At 69.8% G+C, this 24,355-nt stretch carries 17 protein-coding genes and 2 pseudogenes; 11 read left to right on the top strand and 8 right to left on the bottom strand.

Annotation, left to right across the window (positions count from 1 at the left end):
* The 4 genes and pseudogenes from A5680_RS26055 to A5680_RS14955 form a co-directional block, all read left to right on the top strand.
* Positions 1-124: pseudogene (locus A5680_RS26055) on the top strand (hypothetical protein); the annotation flags it as partial.
* A pseudogene (locus A5680_RS14965) lies at positions 75-866 on the top strand (L,D-transpeptidase family protein); the annotation flags it as partial. The pseudogenes A5680_RS26055 and A5680_RS14965, both read left to right, overlap by 50 nt.
* A 145-nt stretch (positions 867-1,011) precedes the next feature.
* Positions 1,012-1,587, top strand: a complete 576-nt coding sequence (locus A5680_RS14960) for a TetR/AcrR family transcriptional regulator (protein ID WP_156349468.1) — start codon at positions 1,012-1,014, stop codon at positions 1,585-1,587.
* A 2-nt stretch (positions 1,588-1,589) separates the two neighbouring features.
* Entirely contained in the window at positions 1,590-3,836 is a 2,247-nt protein-coding gene (locus A5680_RS14955; protein WP_067820534.1) for a molybdopterin-dependent oxidoreductase, read from the top strand.
* Here A5680_RS14955 and A5680_RS14950 read toward each other — a convergent pair.
* Positions 3,820-5,805 carry a M13 family metallopeptidase gene (locus A5680_RS14950; RefSeq protein WP_067820531.1) on the bottom strand — a complete coding sequence of 662 codons (1,986 nt, stop codon included), beginning with the start codon at positions 5,803-5,805 and terminating at the stop codon, positions 3,820-3,822. The genes A5680_RS14955 and A5680_RS14950 overlap by 17 nt on opposite strands.
* A gap of 41 nt (positions 5,806-5,846) precedes the next feature.
* On the opposite strand from A5680_RS14950, the gene A5680_RS14945 reads away from it, so the two are divergent.
* Both A5680_RS14945 and A5680_RS14940 read left to right on the top strand, forming a co-directional pair.
* Positions 5,847-6,488: a hypothetical protein gene (locus tag A5680_RS14945; protein ID WP_055401107.1), complete on the top strand. Its 642-nt coding sequence runs from the start codon at positions 5,847-5,849 to the stop codon at positions 6,486-6,488.
* Positions 6,485-7,168, top strand: a complete 684-nt coding sequence (locus A5680_RS14940; RefSeq protein ID WP_067820528.1) for a hypothetical protein — start codon at positions 6,485-6,487, stop codon at positions 7,166-7,168. The genes A5680_RS14945 and A5680_RS14940 overlap by 4 nt, the downstream gene beginning before the upstream one ends.
* On the opposite strand, the gene A5680_RS14935 is transcribed toward A5680_RS14940, so the two are convergent.
* Positions 7,169-7,693 (bottom strand): hypothetical protein, encoded by a 525-nt coding sequence (locus tag A5680_RS14935; RefSeq protein WP_067820525.1) that lies wholly within the window; start codon positions 7,691-7,693, stop codon positions 7,169-7,171. It abuts the gene before it with no gap.
* On the bottom strand, positions 7,690-10,737 hold the full coding sequence (locus tag A5680_RS14930) for an efflux RND transporter permease subunit (protein ID WP_067820546.1): 3,048 nt from the start codon (positions 10,735-10,737) through the stop codon (positions 7,690-7,692). Before A5680_RS14930 ends, A5680_RS14935 begins: the two co-directional genes overlap by 4 nt.
* Before the next feature lie 323 nt (positions 10,738-11,060).
* Between A5680_RS14930 and A5680_RS14925 the strand changes: the two genes are divergently transcribed.
* Complete coding sequence (locus A5680_RS14925) at positions 11,061-11,588, top strand: hemophore (RefSeq protein WP_055401100.1); 528 nt, start codon at positions 11,061-11,063, stop codon at positions 11,586-11,588.
* Here the strand turns inward: A5680_RS14925 and A5680_RS14920 are convergent.
* Positions 11,585-12,754, bottom strand: coding sequence for a TIGR00374 family protein (locus tag A5680_RS14920; protein ID WP_055401098.1), 1,170 nt, complete (start codon positions 12,752-12,754; stop codon positions 11,585-11,587). The genes A5680_RS14925 and A5680_RS14920 overlap by 4 nt on opposite strands.
* A gap of 168 nt (positions 12,755-12,922) precedes the next feature.
* Here A5680_RS14920 and A5680_RS14915 point away from each other — a divergent pair, with 168 nt between their 5' ends.
* A complete protein-coding gene (locus tag A5680_RS14915) occupies positions 12,923-14,059 on the top strand; it encodes an AI-2E family transporter (RefSeq protein ID WP_055401095.1) in 1,137 nt (378 codons plus the stop codon).
* A 12-nt stretch (positions 14,060-14,071) separates the two neighbouring features.
* On the opposite strand, the gene A5680_RS14910 is transcribed toward A5680_RS14915, so the two are convergent.
* The 3 genes from A5680_RS14910 to trmB all read right to left on the bottom strand — a co-directional run bounded on the left by A5680_RS14910 (position 14,072) and on the right by trmB (position 18,503).
* Positions 14,072-16,948, bottom strand: a complete 2,877-nt coding sequence (locus A5680_RS14910) for an MMPL family transporter (RefSeq protein ID WP_067820522.1) — start codon at positions 16,946-16,948, stop codon at positions 14,072-14,074.
* A gap of 61 nt (positions 16,949-17,009) precedes the next feature.
* Positions 17,010-17,714, bottom strand: coding sequence for an NYN domain-containing protein (locus A5680_RS14905; protein WP_067820543.1), 705 nt, complete (start codon positions 17,712-17,714; stop codon positions 17,010-17,012).
* A 9-nt stretch (positions 17,715-17,723) separates the two neighbouring features.
* Complete coding sequence (trmB, locus tag A5680_RS14900; protein WP_067820519.1) at positions 17,724-18,503, bottom strand: tRNA (guanosine(46)-N7)-methyltransferase TrmB; 780 nt, start codon at positions 18,501-18,503, stop codon at positions 17,724-17,726.
* 171 nt (positions 18,504-18,674) lie between these two features.
* Here trmB and A5680_RS14895 point away from each other — a divergent pair, with 171 nt between their 5' ends.
* From A5680_RS14895 to A5680_RS14885, 3 genes are all read left to right on the top strand, one after another.
* Positions 18,675-19,742, top strand: a complete 1,068-nt coding sequence (locus A5680_RS14895; RefSeq protein WP_067820516.1) for a hypothetical protein — start codon at positions 18,675-18,677, stop codon at positions 19,740-19,742.
* A complete protein-coding gene (locus A5680_RS14890; RefSeq protein WP_067820540.1) occupies positions 19,739-21,316 on the top strand; it encodes a hypothetical protein in 1,578 nt (525 codons plus the stop codon). Before A5680_RS14895 ends, A5680_RS14890 begins: the two co-directional genes overlap by 4 nt.
* Positions 21,317-21,463: 147 nt before the next feature.
* The gene (locus tag A5680_RS14885; RefSeq protein WP_067820511.1) at positions 21,464-23,293 is read left to right on the top strand and encodes a phosphoenolpyruvate carboxykinase (GTP); all 1,830 of its coding nucleotides are present in this window, start codon (positions 21,464-21,466) and stop codon (positions 23,291-23,293) included.
* A 13-nt stretch (positions 23,294-23,306) separates the two neighbouring features.
* Here A5680_RS14885 and A5680_RS14880 read toward each other — a convergent pair.
* Positions 23,307-24,355, bottom strand: a 1,049-nt coding sequence (locus A5680_RS14880; protein ID WP_369817891.1) for a GGDEF domain-containing protein, incomplete at its 5' end; no start/stop codon positions are given.

Raw genomic sequence — 24,355 nt, 5'->3', positions numbered from 1 at the left:
CATGGTGGAAGCCCTCGAGGACGGGACGATCGCCGCGGGCGACGCCGTGGTGATCCGCTACGAGGGCCCCAACGGCGCCCCCGTGGATGCCCCCGGCGGCACAGCCGGCGGCGGCCTCGGCCGACGGGCAGAACCCCGCACCGTTCACCGGAACGGCGCCGTTCGGCCCGCCGTCGTTCGTCCCCAAGGGCGGTTCGACCGTGGGCGTGGGCCAGCCGATCATCATCAACTTCCCGGGAACGGTCGAGAACGCCGACGCGGCGATCGCCGCCGTGCACGTCTCGTCGGTGCCGCCGGTCCCGGGCAAGTTCTACTGGATGACCCCGACGCAGTTGCGCTGGCGGCCCATCAATTTCTGGCCCGCGCACACCGCGGTCACCGTCGACGCCGGTGGGACCGTGTCCACCTTCCAGACCGGTGACACGCTGATCGCCACGGCCGACGACGCGACCCATCAGCTGACCATCACCCGCAACGGCACCGTGGAGAAGACCTTCCCGATGTCGATGGGCATGACGTCGGGCAACCACCAGACCCCCAACGGCACCTATTACGTGCAGGACAAGAAGGCGTCGGTGGTGATGGACTCCTCCACCTACGGGGTGCCGGTGAATTCGACCTACGGCTACAAGGTGACGGTGGAGGACGCGGTCCGCTTCGACAACGTCGGCGACTACGTGCACAGCGCGCCGTGGTCGGTGGACGACCAGGGCAAGCGCGACGTCAGCCACGGGTGCATCAACATCAGCCCCGCCAACGCGAGGTGGTTCTTCGACAACTTCGGTCCGGGTGACCCGATCGTCGTGAAGAACTCCAGCGGTGGCTCGTACAAGAAGAACGACGGCTCCGCCGACTGGATGAACTAAGCCCCTAGCCCAGCACTCGCAAAATCGCCCATTCCGGTCCGGAATTGGGCGATTTTGCGTCTGCTCGCCAATGGAGGCGGGGGGGTTCCGCGGGCCTAGGGATTATGTATAGCATCATACATAAGGTCTGACCCGAGGAGCGGCGATGCGCAGTCCACGCGAGCGGATGGTGGTCTCCGCCGCGCTGTTGATCAGGGAGCGGGGCGCGCACGCCACCGCGATCTCCGACGTCCTGGAACACAGCGGCGCGCCGCGCGGATCGGCCTACCACTATTTCCCGGGCGGGCGAACCCAATTGCTCTGCGAGGCGGTCGATTACGCGGGCGAGCATGTCGCGGCGATCATCGCCGAGGCCGAGAACGGGCCGGCGCTGCTGGACACCCTGATCGACAAGTATCGCCGGCAGCTGCTCGACAGCGACTATCGCGCGGGCTGCCCCGTGGTCGCGGTTTCGGTGGAGGCGGGGGAGGAAGAGCGCATGGCGCCGGTCGTCGAGCGCGCCGCGTCGGTATTCGACCGCTGGACCGATCTGATCGCGCAGCGCTTCATCGCCGACGGGGTGGCACCCGAGCGGGCCGCCGACCTGGCGGTGCTGGCCACCACCGCGCTCGAGGGCGCGATCGTGCTGGCGCGCGTGCGCCGCGACCTCACCCCCCTCGACGTCGTGCACCGCCAGCTACACCGCCTGCTGTCGGCCGAGGCGACCAGGAAGGACGTCTGACAATGACCGGTGAATGGAAATCCACGGCCTGCATCCTCTGCGAATGCAACTGCGGGATCGTCGTGCAGGTCGAGGACCGGCGGCTGGCCCGCATCCGGGGCGACAAGGCGCACCCCGCATCGCAGGGCTACACCTGCAACAAGGCGCTGCGTCTGGATCACTATCAGAACAGCGGCGCTCGGCTGACCTCGCCGCTGCGCCGGCGCGCGGACGGCAGCTTCGAGGAGATCGACTGGGACACCGCGATTGTCGAGATCGCCGAGGGGTTCAAGCGAATCCGGGACAGCTACGGCGGGGACAAGATCTTCTACTACGGCGGTGGCGGCCAGGGCAATCACCTGGGCGGAGCCTACAGCGGCGCCTTCCTGAAGGCCCTGGGGTCGCGCTATCGGTCAAATGCCTTGGCGCAGGAGAAGACCGGCGAGGCCTGGATCGACGGGCAGCTGTACGGCGGTCACACGCGAGGCGAATTCGAGCACGCCGAGGTGTCGGTGTTCGTCGGGAAGAACCCGTGGATGTCGCAGAGCTTCCCCCGCGCCCGGGTGGTGCTCAACGAGATCGCCAAGGACCCGGCCCGCTCGATGATCGTCATCGACCCCGTCGTCACCGACACCGCCAAGATGTCCGACTTCCATCTGCGGGTGCGGCCCGGCACCGACGCGTGGTGCCTGGCCGCGCTGGCGGCCGTCCTGGTCCAAAAAAACCTCTGTGACGAAACGTTTCTCGCCGAGCACGTGCGCGGCGCCGACGCCGTCCGGGCCGCGCTGCGCGAGGTGCCCGTGTCCGACTACGCGCAACGGTGCGGGGTCGACGAGGAGTTGTTGCGGGCGGCGGCCCGCCGCATCGGCGCGGCGGCCAGCGTCTCGGTGTTCGAGGACCTCGGGGTGCAGCAGGCGCCCAACAGCACGCTCTGCTCGTATCTGAACAAGCTGCTGTGGATCTTCACCGGCAACTTCGCGAAAAAGGGCGGCCAGCACCTGCATTCGGCGTTCGGGCCGCTGTTCGGCCAGTTCTCCGGCCGCACCCCGGTCACCGGCGCCCCGATCATCGCCGGATTGGTGCCCAGCAACGTCGTGCCCGAGGAGATCCTCACCGACCACCCGGACCGATTCCGGGCCATGATCGTGGAGAGCAGCAATCCCGCGCACTCGCTGGCCAACTCGGCGGCCTGCCGGGAGGCCTTCAAAGCGCTCGAACTGATGGTCGTCATCGACGTCGCGATGACCGAGACCGCCCGACTCGCGCACTACGTCCTGCCCGCGGCCTCCCAGTTCGAGAAACCGGAGGCGACGTTCTTCAATCTGGAGTTCCCGCACAACGCCTTTCAGCTGCGCCGGCCGTTGCTCGAGCCGCTGCCCGGAACGCTGCCCGAGCCGGAGATCTGGGCCCGGCTGGTGCGGGCGCTGGGCGTCGTCGAAGACGCGGACCTGCGGCCGCTGGCCGAGGCGGCCCAGCGCGGCCGGCAGGCGTACACCGAAGCGTTCCTGGCCGCCACCGCGACCAACCCGACGGTCGCGAAGCTGCTGCCCTACGTCCTCTACGAGACCCTCGGGCCCACCCTGCCGGACGGCCTGCGCGGCGCGGCCGCCCTGTGGGGGCTCGCCCAGAAGGCCGCGCTCACCTATCCCGAGGCCGTGCGCCGCGCCGGCCACGCCGACGGCAATGCCCTGTTCGACGCGATCCTCGACAGCCCGTCCGGGGTGACGTTCACCGCGCACAACTACGAGGACGACTTCGCGTTGATCAGCCATGCCGATCACAAGATCGCGCTGGAGATCCCGGAGATGCTCGACGAATTGGGTGCATTGGCCGCGGCGCCGCCGCAGCTGACCACGCCGGAATTCCCGATCGTGCTGTCGGTGGGGGAGCGCCGCGCCTACACCGCCAACGACATCTTCCGCGACCCGTCGTGGCGCAAGCGCGACGCGGACGGGGCGCTGCGCGTCAGCGTCGCGGACGCCCAAACGCTGGGCCTGGTCGACGGGTGCCGCGTCCGCATCAGCACCGCGGCCGGCAGCGCCGAGGCCACCGTCGAGATCACCGAGACCATGCTGGCCGGGCACGCGGCCCTGCCCAACGGTTTTGGGCTGGACTACGTCGACGGCGATGGGCACACCGTGGTTCCCGGCGTCGCCCCGAACGCGCTCACCTCGACCGACTGGCGCGACCCCTACGCCGGCACGCCGTGGCACAAGCACGTGCCGGCCCGGATCGAGCCGGTGCCGGCCGCCGTCAGTTCCAGATCCTGACCCGGCGCTGCTTCTCGAGGAACAGCGCGTCGCTCTCGCCCACGTCGAACGCGTCGTAGAACGCGTCCATGTTGCGGACGACGCCGTTGCAGCGGAACTCCGGCGGTGAGTGCGGATCGGTCGCCAGCCGCCGGATCGCTTCGGCCGCACGGGATTTGGTGCGCCACACCTGCGCCCAGCCGTAGAACACGCGCTGCACTCCGGTCAGCCCGTCGATGACGGGCGCGGGCCGGCCCTGTAGCGACAGCTGGTAGGCCAGCAGGGCGATCGACAACCCACCCAGGTCGCCGATGTTCTCCCCGACGGTGAACGCGCCGTTGACGTGGTGGCCCTCGCCCAACCCGCGCGGCGTGTAGGCGTCGTATTGCTCGATGAGAGCCTTGGTGCGGGAACCGAATTCGGCGCGATCGGCGTCGGTCCACCAATCCACCAGGTTGCCGTCGCCGTCGTACTTCGCGCCCTGGTCGTCGAAGCCGTGCCCGATCTCGTGTCCGATCACCGAGCCGATCCCGCCGTAGTTGGCGGCGTCGTCGGCGTCCGGGTCGAAGAACGGGGGCTGCAAAATTGCCGCGGGAAAGACGATTTCGTTCATCCCCGGGTTGTAGTAGGCGTTGACCGTCTGGGGCGTCATGAACCACTCGTCCTTGTCGACCGGGCCGCCCAGCTTGGCCAGCTCGCGGTCGTGGTTGACCGCGTAGCCGCGCCGGAAGTTGCCGTAGAGGTCGTCGCGGTCGATCACCAGCGCGGAGTAGTCGCGCCACTTCGCCGGGTAGCCGACCTTGGCGACGAATTTGTCCAGCTTCGCCAGGGCGCGCTCCCGGGTCTGCGGGGTCATCCAGTCCAGTTCGTGGATGGACTGCCGGTAGGCCGCCTTCAGGTTGTCCACCAGGGCGTCGATGCGGGCCTTGGCGTCCGGCGGGAAATGCCGCTGCACGTAGAGCTTTCCGACGGCGTCGCCCATCAGGCTCTCCACCAGCGACACCGCCCGCTTCCAGCGCTCGCGGATCTGCTCGGCGCCGGTGAGCAGGCGGCCGTAGAAGTCGAAGTCCGCGGCGACCAGGTCGTCGGTCAGCCAGGACGCGCGGGCGCGGATCAACCGCCAGCGGGCCCAGCTCTTCCACACCTCGAGGTCCTCGTTGCGCCACAGCTCGGCGAACGCGCGCAGGTAATCCGGTTGGCGCACAATCACTTCGGCGAGTCCCTCGGGGCCGGCGCCCAGGGCGGTGGCCCAGGCGGCCCAATCGAACCCCAGCGATTCGTCGCGCAGTTGGGCGAACGTGCGCAGGTTGTAGCTGAGGTCGGCGTCGCGGCGCTTGACCACGTCCCAGTGCGCCTCGGCCAGCCTGGCCTCCAGCGCGACGATGCGCTCCGCGTCCCGAGTGTGATCGGCCGAGTCACCGCCGAACACCAGGGCGAACATCCGCGCGATGTGACCCGGGTACGCCTCCAGCACCTCGGCGTGCCGCTCCTCGCGGTAGTAGGACTCGTCGGGCAGTCCGAGGCCGGATTGGGTGAGGTGCACCAGGTAACGGGCGGAGTTCTTGGCGTCGGTGTCGATGTAGGCCGCCACGCCGCCGCCCACCCCGGTGCGCTGCAGCGCGCCCACGGCGGTCGCCAACGCGTCCGCGTCGGCGGCGTCGTCGATGGTGGCCAGCTCGTCGCGCAGCGGTTGCAGGCCGCGCCGCTCGACGGCCTCCTCGTCGAGGAAGCTGGCGTAGAGGTCGCCGATGCGTTGCTGATCGGTGCCGGGGGCGGCGCCGGTCTGGCTCGCCTCGATGATCAGGTCGCGCACCTGCTCCTCGGCGCGGTCGTAGAGCTGACGGAACGCCCCGTCGGTGGCCCGGTCCGCCGGGATGTCGTATTCGGCCAGCCAGCGGCCGTTGACGTGACCGAACAGGTCGTCCTGGGGGCGGGTGTTGGCGTCGACGTGGCTCAGGTCGATGCCCGAGCGGATGGCCTCTACAGTCACCCCGCCATCCTTCCATCTTTCCCGGGTGCGACGATCGGGCCATGTCAGACGGCGAGCGAACCGAAGCAGCGACGAAAGAGGTGGACGTCGAAGATCCCGACGAAGCCGTCGACGAGGAATCCGCCGACGGCCCGATGTTCTCCCCGTACGGCATCGCGTCGGCCGTCCTGGGGGTGCTGTCGGTGGCGGCGGTGGTGTTCGCATTCGTCCTGTGGTCCGGGCACCGCGACGACATGGCCGAACGCCGCTACCTCACCCAGGTCATGCAGACCGCGGCCGACTGGACGGGGGTGCTGATCAACATGAACAGCGGCAACGTCGATTCCAGCCTGCAACGGCTGCACGACGGGACGGTCGGCGAACTCAACACCGACTTCGACGCGGCCATGCAGCCCTACCGGCAGGTGGTGGAAAAGTTGCAGTCCAAGAGCGCCGGGCGGATCGAGGCGGTGGCCGTCGAGACGGTCCACCGCGACCTGGACACCCAGCCCGGTACGTCCCGGCCGGTGGTGACCACGAAGCTGCCGCCGTTTGCCAGCCGCCTGGACTCGGTGATGCTGGTCGCGACGTCGGTCAGTGAGAACGCCGGCGCCAAACCGCAGACGGTGCACTGGAATCTGCGCCTCGACGTGTGCGACGTGGAGGGCAAGCTGATGATCTCGGGGCTGGAGTCGATCCGATGAGAAACGTCTGGCGCCTCGTCGCCTTCGACATCCTGGCCCCGCTGGCGGCCATTGCGGCGTTGTTGGCGATCGGGCTGGTGCTGGGTTGGCCGCTGTGGTGGGTGTCGGTGTGCTCGGTGCTCGTCCTGCTGATCGTCGAGGGCATCGGGGTGAATTTCTGGCTGTTGCGGCGCGATTCGGTCAGCGTCGGCACCGACGACGACGCGCCGGGCCTGCGCCTGGCCGTCGTCTTCCTGTGCACGGCGGCGCTGGTGGCCGCGGTGGTCACCGGTTACACGCATTGGACGCGGTCGGACCGCGAATTCAAGGACGACTCGCGTGACGTGGTCCGCGTCGCCACGGGGATGGCGGAGGCGATGGCGTCGTTCACCCCGGGCGCCCCGGACAGCTCCATCGACCGGGCCACGGCGTTGATCGTCCCGGAGCACGCGGCCGCCTTCAAGGAGCAGTACACGAAGTCCAGCTCCGAGCTGGCCCAGCACAACGTCACCGCGCAGGCCGCCACGCTGGCGGCCGGGGTCGAGGCGCTCGGGCCGGCGGCGGCGAGCGTGGCGGTGATCCTGCGGGTCACCCAGAACGCGCCGGGGCAACCGCCCAACCAATCGGCGCCCGCGCTGCGGGTCGCGCTGACCAAGCACGGGGACGCCTGGCTGGTCTCGGACGTGCTGCCGATCAGGTGATCAGTTGGACTCCGCCGAGCGCGTCGACTTCACCTTGACGAACCGGTCGGACAGGCGGCGCATCCGGATCATCAGCGCCGCCGACGGGCTGGTGCTGCCGTCCAGGTAGGCGGCGAGTTCCTCGGCGCTCGCCCCGATGCGGGAGGCGAATTCCTGTTGCGCCAGGCCGGATCGGTCGATGAGCAGCCGCACATGCCGGGCCACCTCGGCGCGCTCGTTGGCCTCCAGATGGGTGCGGGCGCGCTCGAGCACCTCCCACAGCGCCTTCGAGATGCCGTAGGGGCGGGTGCCGTCGAGCACCTCCTCGACCTGGCGGGCGGTCCGCCCGTACGGATCGCGCTTCAGCGCGGCGGCGATGCGCTTCCAGGTGGCGATGTCGCCGCCCTGCAGGGCGGCGCGAATGGCCGAGGTCGGCCAGAACTCCACCGGCTGGTCGGGGTCGGGGGCGGGCGCGCCGTCGCGGCCGCGCGGCTCGGCGGCCGGCCGGTGGGGCGGTGCGGGGCGTCGGTCAGGTGCCAACGTCACCTCGCCTCCTCCAGCATCGCCACGGCCACCGACAGGCAGCGCTGCCTGATCTCTTCCCAGTCCGAGCGGGCGTCGTCCTCGGACCCCTGCTCGTCGTCGAAATCGCAGGGATCGGGATCAGCGAGTCGACGGACCAGCTGGCTGGCGATCCACTGCCGCCTGGGCGACTGACAACAGTAGTACCTGTCCATGCCCGCCAGCACCACGGCGGCGGTCTCGGGCTCCAACGTTTCAACCATATCCGCAAAGTCGGCGTAATCGCGGCGGCTGTTACGGCACATGATGAGGTAGCCCTTCAGGCGCAGCGTCTCGGCGCCGGTCGGGACCAGCAGCCGGTCGCCGGTGGGCAGCTGCACGTGGGTGGTTTCCACCGGGCTGCGGCGCTCGTAGAGCGGCCGGTCGGCGCTGTCGTTCTCGCTCTCCAGCGCGTCGATGGCCACCGACAGCCGCCCCCGCCACAACGTGACCGGGTGCACGGGCCGGTCCGCGCCGACGATGGCCTTGGCGATGCCGTTGCGCGTGGTCAGCCCCCCGACCAGCTTCTTGGCCCCGGCGGCGCCGTTGGTGTGCCCGTTGGTGCCGGTCCTGCGGTCGGCGGTGCCCACCACGGCGCCCGCCTTCTCGTCGTCGATGTTGACCTGATGGGGGATCTGACCGGGGTCGCGGCCGCGGTCCGGATCGGCCCCGGCCCCCGCGGCGGCCTGCCGCTCCTTGCCGTTGCGCCCACACCCGGTGAACGCCAGCGGATCGGTCACGCAGATGGCGTCGGGCGCCAAGTGCTTGAGCTTGGCGGCCGACTTGAGCACCATCCGCAGGTCGGCGTTGGGCGCCGTCAGGGCCGAGATGTCGTCGGGGATGACCACGACGTCGGCCAGGTCTACCGCGGGCAACGGCCGGTCGAAGTCGACCGACGGCAGAATCCGGGACAGCCACCCGGGGATCCACCAGTTCCACTGGGCAAACATCGCCATCAACGCCGGGACCAGCACCAGCCGCACGACGGTGGCGTCCACCGCGATCGCCACCGCGCAGGCGACGCCGATCTCGGCGACCAGCGGCATGCCCGCGAACGCGAAGCCGACGAAGACCGCGATCATGATCAGGGCCGCGCTGGTGATGGTGCGGGCGCTGGTGCTCACGCCGTACGCGACGGCGTCGCGGGTGTTGCCGGAGTGCAGGAAGCGTTCCCGGATGCGGGTCAGCAGGAAGATCTCGTAGTCCATCGACAACCCGAAGGTCATCGCGAGCACCAGCGGCGGGACGGTGCTGTCGATCGAGCTGATCTGGGCGAAGCCGAGGTCCTTCAGCCAGCCCCACTGGAACACCATCACCAGGCTGCCGTACGCGGCCGCGACCGACAGCAAGGTCATCAGCACGCCCTTGAGCGCCAGGAACACCGAGTGCACGGAGACCAGCAGCATCACGAACGCGATCAGCGCGACGATGGCCAGCACCAACGGCTCGGTCTGGGAGACCTGGTCATCGAAGTCCTTGATCAGGGCGGTCGGGCCGCCGACGTCCACTCGCGCGGTTCCCCGGTCGGGCACCTTGGGCAGCTGCGCGCGCATCCACCCGACGGTCTCGCGCGCCCGCATGTCCTCGGGGTCCACCGACAGCACCGCCGACAGCAGGGCGCTGCCGTTGTCCTCGGCGAACTGCGGCGGGGCCACCGAGACGATGTTGGGCGCCTGCGTCATCCGCTGCCGGATCGCGCCGATGGTCTGGCCGTGTTCGGGCGAGGCCGCGCCGCCGTCGGGGAACGTGATCAGCACCCGAACCGGGCCCAGGGCGCCGGGGCCGAGGGCCTCGGCCGCCGCGCCCACCCCGGCGCGGATTTCGTGCGACGAGTCGAACTGGCGCAGCAGGCTGTTGCCCAGCACCATCGACGAAGCCGGGGCGGCCATCACGAGCAGCACCAGCGAGGCCGCCAGCGCCGACATCCACGGCCGCCGCATCACCCAGCCGATCCAGCGGTTCCAGAACCGGGATTGGGCGCCGTCGGGCCGGCGGGACCAGTGCAGAAACGCCGACCTCTTGGCGGCCGACCGGCCGAACGTCGCCAGCGCCGCCGGGGTCAACGTGGTCGACGTCAGCATCGCGACCGCGACGGCCAGGATCGCCCCCGTCGCCATCGACTTCAACGCCGGGGTATTGATCACGTAGATCCCGGTGAGCGAGGCGACGACCGTCATTCCGGACAGCACCACCGCCAGCCCCGAGGTCGCCATCGCCGCGTCGACGGCGTCCTGCGGCTCGCGGCCGGACCGCAGCTCCTCGCGGAACCGCATCAGGATGAACAGCGAATAGTCGACGGCGAGCGCGATCCCGAACATCGACACCGTCGACGTCACGAACACCGACATGGTCGTGTAGGACGACAGCAGGTAGACCAGGCCCATGGTGACCACGACCGTGCAGACGCCGAGCGCGAGCGGTATCGCCGCGGCGGCCAGCGAGCCGAACACGGCCAGCAACACGATGAGGATCACCGGCAGGTTCCAGCGCTCGGCGGCGGCGATGTCGTGCTTGGTGTTCTGCGCCGCGGCCGCGGACAGGGCGCCCTGCCCGATGACGTAGAGCCGCACCCGGCCGTCCGCGGTCTGGCCGGGCTGGTCGCCGTTGACGCCGACCTTCTTGCGCAGCTGCTTGGCGACGTCGCTGGTGTTGCGGGAGTCCAGCCGCAGCGACAACACGTACGGCCGGTCGGGTTGCGGCGGCCGCTGGGTGGGGTTGGGCACCTCCGAGACGCCGGGCAGCTCGGCGGCGGTGCTCCGCAGCAGCGCGACGGCGTCGTTGATGTCGGCGTAGCTGGCATCCGGCCGCGGGGCCGCCACCAGCGCCAGCGAGGACGAGCCCTGGTCGTGGTAGAGCTCCTCGAGCTGGTCGTGGACGAGCAGCGACTGCGAACCGGCCACCTCGAAACCGCCGCCGGTCAGATTCCCCGACTGCGTCAGGGCCAGGTAGACCGCCGGAACCAAAGCCAGCAACCAGCCTGTGAAGACCAACCAGCGGTACTTACGCAGGCTGCGGCTGAGGCGCATCATCAACTGCTGGATTTCTTCACTCCCCTCGCGCAACGCGTGCAGGCGAGGATACCGCAGCGGCCTGTGGATGATGTCGGCTTCGTGGTTCCTGAGCTGCAGCGACGGGGTTGTTGTCAAGACGCCGCCAACTCGTTGTGAAGCGGTTACCGGGCGGGAGTTTCCTCACACGCGATCCCGCGGGCTGGCAGGGCCGCGACCGACGATGGCAGGATGTCGGATGGCCCGCGGGGCCATGGGGAACTCCGCGATCGATGGGCCGTCCATTGCAGCCGTTCGCACACGTCGGCGCTGCGCGCGATGCCGCGAACACCTAAGGAGTTTCCATGACGAGAGCCACCGCGACCGGGCGGCGCAGGATCCTCGCCGGGCTGATCGCCGCCGTCGTGCCGGGCGCCGCCCTGGCCGTCCTGGCGGGGGCTCCGGCGACGGGCGCCAACGATCCGTGCGCGGCCAGTGAAATCGCCCGGACGATTGGTTCCGTCTCCAAATCGATGGGCGACTACCTGGACGCGCATCCGGAGACCAACCAGACCATGACCTCGATGCTGCAGCAGCAGGCCGGCCCGCAATCGATGACCGGCCTGAAGTCCTACTTCGAGGCCAACCCGAAGGTCGCCGGCGACATGACCTCGATCGCCCAGCCGTTGACCAACCTCTCGCTGCAGTGCAAGCTGCCGATCTCGCCCACCCAGGCGATGGGCATGATGCAGCAGGCGCAGGGCGCGGCCGGTGGCCTGCCGGGTAACGCGGCGGGGGCGCTGCCGCTGGCCGGCCCGCCGGCGGCCCCGGCGCCGGTCCCCCCGGCGGCCAACCCGCTGTCGGGGCCGCCGCGGGGCAACACCGCGGGCTAGTTCCCGGCTTCGGGGCTGCGGTCCGGCGGTAACGGGCCCTGCAGGGCGGTCTCGGTCGGATCGTTGGCGGCCGGGACCTGCGGCGCCGGCGGCTCGAGTTCCGGCGCGGCCTCCTCATCGTCCGGGACGGTGACGTTCTCGGTGCGGAACACGAAGAAGAACACCACCCAGCCGATCGCCGAGATGAACAGCCAGCTGATCAGCCGGTAGATCAGCATGGCCGAGATCGCGTTGGGCAACGACATGCCGCTGGACACCAGGCCCGGCACCAGCACCGCTTCGACCACCAGCAACCCGCCCGGCATCAGCGGGATGGTGCCGACCGCACGGGCGGCCGCGTACGCCACCGTCAGCCCGGCGACCGACGCGTGGTCGCCGGCGGCGTAGGCCGCGAAGCCGAGGCAGGCCACATCGGCGATCCAGTTGAACATCGACCAACCGAAGGCGGTGCCCAGGTCGCGCCGGCTCAGGCTCACCGATTCGAGCTGCATCAGGGTCTCGCGCCACCTCGCCAGGCCGGTGTCGGCGGGCCGGCCACGCACGGAGTTCACCCACGACAGCAACCGGCAACCGATCCCGTCGATCAGCTCCGGCCGCGACGCGACCGCCTGGGCGAGGATCAGCAACGCGACGAAGCCGCCGAGGGTGAACAGCAACGAGAACGGGTTGTTCTTGGCGCCGAGGAAGAACGCGCCGCCCAGGCCCAGCAGCGCCAGCCCGACGGCCTGCAGGACACCCGCCATCACCAGCTGCCAGGACGCCACCACCGTGGAGGCGCCCCAAATCCGTTGCTGCCGAAACAAAAACGTCGCCGAGAGCACCGGCCCGCCCGGCAGCGTGGTGCTCAACGAGTTGGCCGCATAGAAGGCTGCCTCCGACCGCAGTTGCTTGACGTGCACCCCGGCCGATCGGAGCAGGGTGCGCTGGATTTGCGCGAAGCTGTGCATCGACGCGGCGGATGCGACGACGGATGCCAGCAGCCACCACCAGTTCGCCTCGTACAGGCTCGTCCACGCCTTGGCCAGCTGACGCCAGCCCAGGGCGACCTCCACGGCAAGCACGATCGCGACGATCCCGAGGATCACCCAGCGCACCCACCAGTACTTCCCGCGCGGGGTCTCTTCGCGCGGGAAGTCGAGATTGCGGGCCGGTGCGTCGTGCGGCACGTGATTTAGGGTAACGGTGCAGGTGGCGCGGGGATCGTCGCGCGGGGCCGACCGTGTCTGGGAAGTTCCGGGGTCGTAACCGGATCGTGGCGGCATGGCCGCGCCCGGGCGGCGCGCGGTGGAGTCCGCGCACGTTTGGCGCCGCCGCCCGCCGGATAGGCTCACGCCATGCCAGCAAACACCGACGACGCTTCGGTCGAACCCATTGTCCGCAAGACCGCAGCCTGGGCCTGGCGTTTGCTGGTGATCCTCGCCGCGTTGGTCGCCCTGCTGTGGGTGGTGAAGAAGCTCGAGGTCATCGTCGTCCCGGTACTGGTGGCGCTGCTGCTCAGCGCGTTGCTGCTGCCGGTGGTCGACTGGCTGGATCGACGCGGCCTGCCCCGCGGCGGCGCGGTGACGCTGGTGCTGTTCGGCGGCTTCGCGCTCCTTGGCGGCATTCTGGCGTTCGTCGTCAACCAGTTCGTCGACGGTTTGCCGGGCCTGACCGAACAGGTGACCCACAGCATCGAATCCACCCGGCGCTGGCTCATCCACGGGCCGGCGCACCTGCGCCGCGAACAGATCGACAACGCGGGCAACGCCGCGATCGAGGCGCTGCGCAACAACCAGGCGAAGCTGGAAAGCGGCGCCCTGTCCACGGCGGCCACCATCACCGAACTGGTCACCGCGGCGGTGCTGGTGCTGTTCACGCTGATCTTCTTCCTCTATGGCGGGCGCAACATCTGGGCCTACGTCTCGAGGATCGTTCCGGCCGACGTCCGCGACCGGGTGAGCGAGGCGGGCCGCGCCGGCTACGGGTCGCTGACCGGCTACGTGCGGGCCACCTTCCTGGTGGCGCTCACCGACGCGGCCGGCGTAGGCACGGGCCTGGCGATCATGGGCATACCCCTGGCGCTGCCGCTGGCCTCGCTGGTGTTCCTGGGCGCCTTCATCCCGTTGATCGGTGCGTTGGTGTCCGGCCTGCTCGCCGTGGTGGTCGCCCTGCTGGCCAAAGGCGTTGTCTACGCGCTGATCACGCTCGGTCTGCTGATCGCCGTGAACCAGCTCGAGGCCCACGTGCTGCAACCGCTGGTGATGGGCCGCGCGGTGTCGATTCACCCGCTCGCGGTGGTGCTGGCGATCTCCACCGGCGGCGTGCTCGCCGGCATCGTCGGCGCGCTGCTCGCCGTCCCGACAGTGGCGTTCCTCAACAACGCGATCCAGGTGCTGACCGCCCCGGACCCGGCCGCCGAATCCGAGAAGCAGGCCGAGGAGGCCGACGAGGGCACGATCTTGCAGGCGGAACCGGACAAACCGGAAACCTAGCCGGACCGGGATCTACAGCCGTCCCTCGCGCCGCAGCAGGTCCTGGGCGGACACGCCGCCGCCGGAGCGCCGGCGCTGGCGCGCGTCGCCGTTGTCGCCCTGTGGGTGCGAGGTGAGCTTCTCGGTGGCCGGTTCGGAGTCGTTGCCCTCCGACCGTGCGGACGGGAACGCGGTGGTCGGTTCGGCGTCGCCGGCGTCAGATCGATTGCCGGGCACCGGGATTGCGCGGGTCTGGCCGCCGGATGGCGGCGGCGGTGGCGCCGCGGGGCCCGGGGTGACAGGCCGCGCGGGCGCCGGCGGCGCCGGGTTGGCGGGGCCGGCGTTGGGCACCGAAAGCCGCGTCGTCTTGGCCTCCGTCGGCGGCCGGGTCTGCGACCGCGCGGCGTCGGGCGCCTGCGCCGGGGCGCGCATCGCCGCGCCCGCGGGCACTTCCTGACCGGGTTTCGGCTCGGCCGGGCCCGGGCGCGTCGCGCGCGACGGCTCGAGGGCCGCGGGGTGGGTGGGATCGTGCGGTGCGCGCGGCGCGGCCGCGGCCAGGCTGGCCGACACCGGCGGGCGGGCGGGGCGCCCGTTGAGGGTCGGCCGCTTGCGCTCGTCGGGCAGGTCGATCTCGCCCAGCCCGATCCGGTTCTGCAGCCGCCTGGCCCAGCGCGGGGCCCACCAGCAGTCGTCGCCGAGCAGTTTCATCACCGACGGCACCAGGAACATCCGGACCACGGTGGCGTCCAGCAGCAGTGCCGCCATCAGCCCGAACGCCAGGTATTTCATCAGCACCAGGTCGGAGAACACGAACGAGCTGGCCACGACGGCGAGCACCAGGGCGGCGGCCGTGATCAGGCGCCCGGTTGTCGCGGTGCCGATCCGGATGGCCTCGGCGGTCGACATGCCGCGCTCGCGCGCCTCGACCATGCGCGACACCAGGAACACCTCGTAGTCGGTGGCCAGGCCGAAGCCCACCGCGACCACCAGCGCGATCACCACCACCATCAGCGGGGTGGGCGTGAAGTTGAGTACGCCGGACAAATGGCCGTCGACGAAGATCCACGTCAGGATGCCCATCGTCGACCCCAGCGTCAGCGCGCTCATGAGCACCGCCTTGACCGGCAACACCACCGACCCGAACGCCAGGAACATCAGCAGCAGCGTGGCGCCCAGCAGCAGCACCAGCATCAGCGGGGCCTTGTCGAACAGGCTGTGGATGCTGTCCTGCTCCAGGGCGGGGGTGCCGCCGACATAGAGGTTGAAGCCCTTCGGCGGATTTATCGCCCGGAGTTCGCTGATCTTCTTGGCGGCGTCGTTCTTATTGACCAGGCCGTTCTGGATCACGCGCACCGAGCCGTCCTTGGGCACCGTCGTGCCGTTCGGTCCGGCGACGCAGGGGTTGCCGGCAATGGTCGGGCACGGCCGCTCCTCCCAGGTCTTGTCGGTGAACCCGCCGATCGAGGAAATCCTGTTGCGGATGTCGGCGACCTGCTGGTCGGTGACCTTGCTGTGATTGGTGCTCTGGATCACCATCGTCAGCTGTTCGGTGCGGTAGCCGGGGAAGAGCTTGTCGAAGTGTTCCTGCGCCTGACGCACGGGATTGGTTGGCGGCAGGTACTTTTCGCTCATGCCGCCGAACGACAGGTTGCTCAGCGGGATGACCAGCAAAATCATGGCGACGGCGATCGGGATGGCGAACGCCAGCGGCCGCTTCATCACCCAGTTGACGAGCTTGCCCCAGAACCCGGCCTCGACCTCTTCGCGGGTCTTGGTCTTCTGCAGCCGATCGGCCAGCCAGTTCAGGTAGGCCCGCGACCACTTCCAGTTCCGCAGGAAGGGCACCCGGAATGCGGTCCGCACGCCCAGCGCGTCGACGTGGCGGCCGAGGATGCCCAGGCAGGCCGGCAGGAACGTGATCGACAGCAACGCGGCGAGCCCGACGGCGGCGAAGATCGCGTAGGTCAGCGAGTGCACGAAGCCCTGCGGCAGCACCAGCAGGCTGGCGCTCGACGCGATGATCAGGACCGCCGAGAACGTCACGGTGCGCCCGGCCGTCATCACGGTGCGCCGCACGGCGGTCTCGGTGTCGTAACCCTCCGCGATCTCTTCTCGGAACCGGCTCACCACGAAGAGCCCGTAGTCGATCGCGATACCCAGGCCGATCAGCGACACCACCGGCTGGGCGAAATAGTGCACCGGCCCGAAAACGGCGACCAGCCGCAGAATGCCCAGTGAGCCCGCGATGCTGAGCCCACCCACGATCGCCGGCAGGCCCGCGGCGACCGCACCGCCGAACACCAGGAACAAGACCACCGCCACCATCGGGACCGCGAGGACCTCCATGCGGCGCTGGTCGGTGGCGATGGTGCCGGTCAGGGCGTTGGCGATCGGCTCCAGCCCGGCCAGCGCCACCGTTCCACCGTCGAGCTTCTGCAGGTCGGGCGCGATGGCCTTGTAATTGTTGAGGATGCTGTCGTCGTCGTCACCCTTGAGCGGGATGGACACGAAGGTGTGCTTGCGGTCCTCGCTCACCATCCCCTTGATCAACGGGTTGGTGCTATCGGGCGCGGCCAGCCAGCCGGCCCAGCCGACGACCTGGTCGGCGTGGTCGGTCTTGAACTTGTTGAGCTGCGCGACGATCTTGTCCCGCCAGGCCGGGTCGTCCACCGTTTTGCCCTCGGGGGCGGTGAAGGTGGCGACGATGTGGCTGGTGCGGTCGCGGCCGTAGGTCTGGTCGCCCAGCACCGAGGCCTTCACGGATTGGCTGCCCTCGTCGTAGAAGCCGCTCTGTGTGACATGCTTGCCGAGGCTCATCCCGAAAACGCCGCCCAGCAGGCACAGAGCTACCGTGACCCCGATCACGATGTACCGGTACCGGTACACAGTTCGACCCCACCAGGCGAACACGCAAGCTCCTTACTGGATCGTTGACGACCCGCACGGTACGTTTCGGTTTTTCAAGCCAGTGTCACACACGTGCGGTCAACAGAGCGGACAGCGGCCGGAACGGCTGCAGCCATGCTCCCTGGTCAGGCAGCGAATCCAGGCCGATTCGCGGCAACGGCTCCCGGAACACACCGTTGATGTCTTCCAGGTCGACAAAGTCCAAGGTATCCGACGCTAGCGCCCAACTCGCATGTTCGCGAAATCCGATGACCTGGACGGTGACTCCGGTGCGGGCGATTTCCTCCAGTGGTTGACGAAATGCCTGGCCGTCGGCCGACGCCACCACCAGCGCCGCCAGCCCCTGGCTGCGCCGCAGCTCGATGTGGGCGAGCATGTCGCGGTCGACGTCGCTGTCCTCGTCGATCTTCGGCTTGGCGAATACCGCGAACCCCACGTTGCGCAGGGCGTCCACCCACGGGCGGACGACGTCGGCGCTGCCCGGCGCGATGTTGGTGAACACGGTGGCCTCGGGTTCGACCACGACGCCCGGCCGGCCGGCGCTGACCTCGGCCGTGCGCGCCAACAGCCAGCGGCCCAGCGCGTCGAACCGCGGGCGCTCCAGCGCGGTGGGGCGTCGACCCAGGATCGAGCCGAGCCCCATGTCGAGGTTGGGCGCGTCCCACACCAGCAACACCCGCCCGCCCGGTGGGGAGAAGCCGCCCAGCGCGTCGTCGGACAACACCGCCACCGGCTGTTCTGCCACGGTCTTTTCTTCCGCCAGGCTCATGGTCATCGCCTACTCATGTCGTAGCCAGATGAATTCGGTGACGGCGCTTCCCGCATCGTGGGCTTTCGTCTCGTATTTGGTGGTCGGCCGCACCACCGAGATCGGCAACCCGCCTGCGTCGTCGACGCGCGACAGCCGCGGCTCGGCATCGCCGACGGCGCCGATGTGCTCGGCGTAGCCGGCATGGTCCGTCGCGGCATGGAGGACACCACCAGGGAGTAACCGGTCGGCGATCAGGCCAATCGTGCCGGGCTGCAGAAACCGGCGCTTGTGGTGCCGGGCCTTCGGCCAGGGGTCGGGGAAGAAGACGCGCACCCCGGTCAGGGAGCGGGACGGGATCAGCCGCTGCAGCACGTCGACCGCGTTGCCGCGGATCAACCGGATGTTGCCGACCCCCTCGCGGTCGATCGCGCAGAGCAGTTGCGCCAGCCCCCGCTTGTAGATCTCCACCGCGATCACATCTATACCGGGCTCGTCCTTGGCCATCGCCAACGTCGAAGTGCCGCTGCCGCAACCGATCTCGAGCACCAGCGGCGCCTGCCGGCCGAACCATGCGCGGGTGTCCAGCGGCGACGGGTCATCGCTTTCGCCGCCCCCCAGGGACAGACCGAGCTCCGGCCACCGCCGTTCCCACGTCTGCCGCTGGGCGTCGGACAGGGCCGACCGTCGGGAGCGAAACGTCGATGCCGGAAGATAGCGCTGGTCGCGGCGGTCGTCCGTTTGCTCCTCCGGCGCGACCCGACACATTCCCACCCCGGGTTGCGCATGCATTTGTCCATCGTGACCCATAACCGAGTGATGTAGCCGCCCCTGGTCCAGATTGATACCCAACAGTTGCCTTCAGCTGGTAACAGTCAGACGGTGGCTCGCATCAAAGTGACGCAAGTGCCACGATTCGGTGGAACTCCGATCGGCCCCCGGGTCGGAACCGTCGCACCGCACGCAGGACATGAGAGGACCATGAGGGGACAAGGACACCGGGATTTCGTCGACGAGCTGGCGCGATTCGCCGCCGGCCACGCCGACCCACGGGTGACGGCCATCGCCGAGCGGACCGCCGCGCCGCTGCGCGTGCACGTCCGGGGACGCCGCGGCGTGGGTTGCGCCACGGTGGCCCGGGCGCTGGACCGCGTCGGAACGGCCGCGGGGATCTCGGTGACCACCGCCGATGACGCCGACCTCGTCGTGTACGTGACCACCGAGGTGGTCAAGCCCGAAGACGTCGACGCGATCGCCGCCGCGCAACGCCCGGTGCTTGCGGTGCTGAACAAGGCGGACCTGGCCGGGCCGCTCTCCCGCGGCGACGGGCCCATCGCCGCGGCGCGGACCCGTTGCGCCGAGCTCGCCGAGGTCGCCGGCGCGCCCATGGTTCCGCTGGCCGCGCTGCTCGCCGTCGCCGCGCTCGACGGCCTGGACGCCCCGCTGTGGGCGGCGCTGCGGACGCTGGCCGCGCATCCCGGCGCCGCCGCCGCCCTCGACGGCTCGTTCGCCGGGTTCCTGTCCGCGGACAACCCCGTGCCGGCCGAGATGCGGCTGCGCCTGCTGGCCACCCTGGATCTGTTCGGCATCGCGCTCGGCGTCGCCGCGGTCCGGCAGGGCCGGACGCCCGCGCAGGTGCGGGCGCTGCTGCGCCGGACGAGCGGGGTCGACGCCGTGCTGTCCCGCCTCTCGATCGCCGGCGCCGAGACGCGCTACCAGCGGGTGCTCGAGGCCGTCGCCGATCTGGAGGCGCTCGCGGTGGGCGACGAGACCATCAGCGGGTTCCTGTCCCGCGACGAGACGGTGCTCGCCCGCATGGCGGCCGCCGTCGACCTGGCCGCGGCGGCCGGGCTGGACCGGGACAACGCGGGACCGGCGGATTGGGACGGCGACCCGTCCGCGCACCTGCCGCGCGCGGTGCGCTGGCAGCGGTACAGCCGCGCGGCGGCGAGCGACCTGCACCGCGCCTGCGGGGCGGACATCGCCAGGGGATCGATGCGGCTGTGGTCGCAGACCTGCGGTTCGCTCGCCGGGGGGGACTGGCGGTGAGCGGCGAGACGCACGACGATCCGGTGGCCCAGGTCGACGCGCTGGTGGCGGGCATCGGACCGGAGCTGGACGCCCCGGCCATCCACCGCCGCGACGTGGTGCTGGTGACCGGGCCGTGGATGGCCGGGGTCAGTGCGGTGGCCGCGGCGCTGGCCGAACGGCTGCCGGAGCACAAGTTCGTCGAGTCCGCGGAACTGGGGCCCGGTGACGTGCCGATGGCGGTGGTGTTCGTCGTGTCCGCGGCGGCCCATCTGACGCCGTCGGACTGCGCGCTGCTGGACGCCGCCGTCGCGCAGACCGATGCCGTGGTCGGCGTGGTGTCCAAGATCGACGTGCACCGGGGGTGGCGCGACGTCGTCGCCGCGAACCGCGAGACGCTGGCCGCGTACGCGCCGCGCTACGGCGAGGTGCCCTGGGTGGGCGCGGCCGCACTGCCCGACCTGGGCGAGCCGGACGTCGACGACCTGGTGGCGGCGCTCTCGGCGCGGCTGGCCGACCCCGAGCTCGCGCGCCGAAACAGGCTGCGCGCCTGGGAGTTCCGGCTCAACACGGTCGCGCAGCGGTTCGATCGCGATGCCGACGGCGCCGGGCGGCGGGCACGGGTCGACGCGTTGCGCGCCGAGCGCAGCACGGCCCTGCGGCAGCGGCGCGAGGCCAAGACCGAGCGCACCATCACGCTGCGCGGCCAGATCCAGCAGGCCCGCGTTCAGCTGTCCCACTTCGCGCGCAACCGCAGCTCGTCGGTGCGCAGCGAACTGCAGGAAGACGCCGCCGGGCTGTCCCGGCGCGCCATGGCGAACTTCGAGGCGCACGCGCGCGGGCGGCTGGACGAGGTGGTCGCCGAAGTGAACGACGGCACCGCCACCCACCTCACCGACGTGGCGCAGGTGGTGGGGGTCGCGACGACGCTGCCGCCGCTCGAGCAGCTGCCGACGGTCGACGTCCCGCCGCCCCCGCTGAAATCGCGGCGGCACGAGACCTGGCTGATGCTGCTGCTGGGCGCCGGGTTCGGCCTGGGCGTGGCGCTGACCCTGAGCCGGCTGCTGAGCGGGCTGGCCGCGCGCCTCAATCCCGCCCTTTCCGTCGCCGCGGCCGTGGCCTGCGTGGCGATCGGGCTGGCGGTCACCCTGCTGGTGGTCAACCTCCGCAGCCTGCTGCGCGACCGGGCGGTCCTGGACCGCTGGGCGGGCGACGTGACCTCCACGCTGCGGTCGGTGGCCGAGGAGCTGGTGGCCACCCGGGTGCTGGTGGCCGAGTCGGTGCTGAGCAAGGCGGTGCTGGCCCAGGACGAGGTGGAGAACGCGGAGGTAAGCGACCAGGTCAGCGCCATCGACCGGGAGCTGCGCGCGCACGCCATGGCCGCCTCGCGGGCCGCCGCGGCGCGGGACCGGGAGATGCCCACGGTGCGGGCCGCCCTGGACGCGGTGCGTGCGGAACTCGGCGAATCGGGTATACCTGCGTCTGATGTGCCCGCTTCGGACGTGAAAAAGGACGCGACGAGCGAGGCGACGGAAAAACCGGCTTCTTTCAGCGGGGATGGCGATTCCGGGGGATCTTCTGAATCGTTGTTGTGAGAAGGCTTATACCTGCCCGAGACTTCCCCGACAAGTTGCTCACGATAACCTGTAGTTAACGCCACCATGTCCACCGTTGTGTGGGCGACCGCATACGCGATGGCTGTAACGAGAAGCCCGAGACGCAGAAGAATTCAGGAGACTTCGATGACCTCAGCGACCATTCCCGGTTTGGACAACGCGCCCACGAAACATCAGGGGCTGCTGTCGTGGGTACAGGAGGTCGCCGAGCTCACCCAGCCGGAGCGCGTGGTGTTCACCGACGGCTCGGCCGAAGAGTTCGACCGGTTGGCCGGTCAGCTGGTCGAGGCGGGCACCTTCACCAAGCTGAACGAGAAGAAGCACCCCAACTCCTACCTGGCGCTGTCCGACCCGTCCGACGTGGCGCGGGTGGAGTCGCGGACCTTCATCTGCTCCGAGCGCGAGATCGACGCCGGTCCCACCAACAACTGGATGGACCCGGCCGAGATGCGGTCCCTGATGACCGACCTGTACCGCGGCTGCATGCGGGGCCGCACCATGTACGTGGTGCCGTTCTGCATGGGCCCGCTCGGCGCCGACGACCCCAAGCTGGGCGTGGAGATCACCGACTCCGAGTACGTCGTGGTGTCGATGCGCACGATGACCCGGATGGGCAAGGCCGCGCTGGAGAAGATCGGCGACGACGGGTTCTTCGTCAAGGCGCTGCACTCGGTGGGCGCCCCGCTGGAGCCGGGCCAGAAGGACGTCCCGTGGCCGTGCAACGACACCAAATACATCACCCACTTCCCGGAGACCCGCGAGATCTGGAGCTACGGCTCGGGCTACGGCGGTAACGCGCTGCTGGGCAAGAAGTGCTACTCGCTGCGCATCGCGTCGGCGATGGCCCACGACGAGGGCTGGCTGGCCGAGCACATGCTGATCCTCAAGCTGATCTCCCCGGAGAACAAGGCGTACTACTTCGCCGCCGCGTTCCCGTCGGCGTGCGGCAAGACCAACCTCGCGATGCTGCAGCCGACCATCCCCGGTTGGCGCGCCGAGACCCTGGGCGACGACATCGCATGGATGCGCTTCGGCAAGGACGGCCGGCTGTACGCGGTCAACCCGGAGTTCGGCTTCTTCGGGGTGGCGCCGGGCACCAACTGGAAGTCCAACCCCAACGCGATGCGCACCATCGCCGCGGGCAACACCGTCTTCACCAACGTCGCGCTGACCGATGACGACGAGGTGTGGTGGGAAGGCCTCGAGGGCGAGCCGGATCACCTGATCGACTGGAAGGGTCAGGACTGGTACATCCGCGAGACGGAAACCAAAGCCGCCCACCCGAATTCGCGGTACTGCACCCCGATGTCGCAGTGCCCCATCCTGGCGCCGGAGTGGGACGACCCGCAGGGCGTGCCGATCTCGGGGATCCTGTTCGGCGCCCGGCGCAAGACCACGGTGCCGCTGGTGACGCAGGCCCGCGACTGGCAGCACGGCGTGTTCATGGGCGCCACCATGGGCAGCGAGCAGACCGCCGCCGCCGAGGGCAAGGTCGGCACGGTGCGCCGCGACCCGATGGCCATGCTGCCGTTCCTGGGCTACCACGTGGGTGACTACTTCCAGCACTGGCTGGACCTCGGCAAGAACTCCGACGAGTCGAAGATGCCGAAGGTGTTCTTCGTCAACTGGTTCCGCCGCGGCGAGAAGGGCGAGTTCCTGTGGCCGGGCTTCGGCGAGAACAGCCGGGTGCTGAAGTGGATCGTCGACCGCATCGAGCACAAGGCCGGCGGCCAGGACACCCCGATCGGCATCGTGCCGACCGCCGAGGACCTCGACCTGGACGGCCTCGATGTGGCCGCCGAGGACGTCGCGAAGGCGCTGGCGGTCAACACCGCCGAGTGGCGCGAAGAGCTGCCCCTGATCGAGGAGTGGTTCGAGTTCGTCGGCGAGAAGCTGCCGACCGGCGTCAAGGACGAGTTCGAGGCGCTCAAGCAGCGGCTCGCCGACGCCGATTAGCTTGCGCTAGAGCTCATCCCGCGCGCCGTGAGTGCGGGCTGGCCCTCTTCTCGGCGTACATCAGTTCGTCGGCCTGGGCCAGCAACTCGTCCACGCTCGCGTGTTCGGCGACGGGCGCCTGCACCAGGCCGATGCTGGCCGAAAGCCGGTAGGGCCGCTCGCTTTTCGCGTTGAAGGAGCGAAAGGCCCGGGTGAGGCGCTCCTTGACCGCTTCGGTGCCGCCGTCATTCTCGGTGACCATGACGCAGAATTCGTCGCCGCCCAGGCGCGCGACGATGTCGGACTCGCGGCGCACGCCAAGCAGCACCCGGGCGACATCCTTGATCAGGGCGTCGCCAACGTCGTGCCCCTGTTCGTCGTTGACCCGCTTGAGCCCGTCGACGTCGAGGAACGCGAGCACGCAGTTGTGGCCGAGGTGGTGGGCGCCGCGCAGCTTCTGCTCGGCCAGCAGGTAGAAGCCGCGACGGTTGTTGAGCCCGGTCAGTTCGTCGGTGACGGACAGCCGGCTGATCTCCTCGTTGGCTCTCTGAAGCTCCGCGGTGCGGTCGCGCACCCGCTCCTCGAGTTCGGAGTAGACCTGGACGTTTTCCATCGCGATCGACGTCGAGTCCGCGAGGGCCTGCAGCAGGCGAACCTCCTGCTCGGACGGCGGGTGCCGGTGCGCCCAGTAATTGCCGATGGCCCCGATCGGGTCGAGCTTGCGGATCGGGACCATCACCAGGCTCTTGACGAACGTCGCGCGGTAGATGCCCTGCGGGATGCGCGAATCCCGGAAGATGTCCGGGATGATCGCCGCTTCCCGATGCCGCATCGCCCAACCGCTGATGCAGATCTCGATCGGGAAGCGGCTGCCCTTCCACAGCGGCGCGATGGCGTCCTCGTCGGCGTAGTAGCAGGTGTCGTTGTCGCGCAGCACGAACGTGGCCCCGTCGCAGCCGGTGAGCTCGCGCGCCGAGGTCCGCACGATGCGCTGGATCTCCGGAAGGCTGCGCGCCAGCGACAGTTCCTGGACCGCCTGCAGCAGGCGCTCCATGCCGTCGACATAGTCGTACACGCCGAATT

This window comes from Mycobacterium sp. E2989, from assembly GCF_001667595.1.
In the GTDB taxonomy this organism is placed as follows: Bacteria; Actinomycetota; Actinomycetes; order Mycobacteriales; family Mycobacteriaceae; genus Mycobacterium.
This window is presented reverse-complemented; position numbering and strand designations above follow the sequence as displayed.

Excerpts from the sequence above, each read along its gene's own strand:
- A5680_RS14960 (WP_156349468.1), top strand. The coding sequence starts at position 1,012 with ATGCGCAGTCCACGCGAGCGGATGGTGGTCTCCGCCGCGCTGTTGATC.
- A5680_RS14955 (WP_067820534.1), top strand. The coding sequence starts at position 1,590 with ATGACCGGTGAATGGAAATCCACGGCCTGCATCCTCTGCGAATGCAAC.
- A5680_RS14945 (WP_055401107.1), top strand. The coding sequence starts at position 5,847 with ATGTCAGACGGCGAGCGAACCGAAGCAGCGACGAAAGAGGTGGACGTC.
- A5680_RS14940 (WP_067820528.1), top strand. The coding sequence starts at position 6,485 with ATGAGAAACGTCTGGCGCCTCGTCGCCTTCGACATCCTGGCCCCGCTG.
- A5680_RS14930 (WP_067820546.1), bottom strand. The coding sequence starts at position 10,737 with ATGATGCGCCTCAGCCGCAGCCTGCGTAAGTACCGCTGGTTGGTCTTC.
- A5680_RS14925 (WP_055401100.1), top strand. The coding sequence starts at position 11,061 with ATGACGAGAGCCACCGCGACCGGGCGGCGCAGGATCCTCGCCGGGCTG.
- A5680_RS14915 (WP_055401095.1), top strand. The coding sequence starts at position 12,923 with ATGCCAGCAAACACCGACGACGCTTCGGTCGAACCCATTGTCCGCAAG.
- A5680_RS14905 (WP_067820543.1), bottom strand. The coding sequence starts at position 17,714 with ATGAGCCTGGCGGAAGAAAAGACCGTGGCAGAACAGCCGGTGGCGGTG.
- trmB (WP_067820519.1), bottom strand. The coding sequence starts at position 18,503 with ATGGGTCACGATGGACAAATGCATGCGCAACCCGGGGTGGGAATGTGT.
- A5680_RS14895 (WP_067820516.1), top strand. The coding sequence starts at position 18,675 with ATGAGGGGACAAGGACACCGGGATTTCGTCGACGAGCTGGCGCGATTC.
- A5680_RS14885 (WP_067820511.1), top strand. The coding sequence starts at position 21,464 with ATGACCTCAGCGACCATTCCCGGTTTGGACAACGCGCCCACGAAACAT.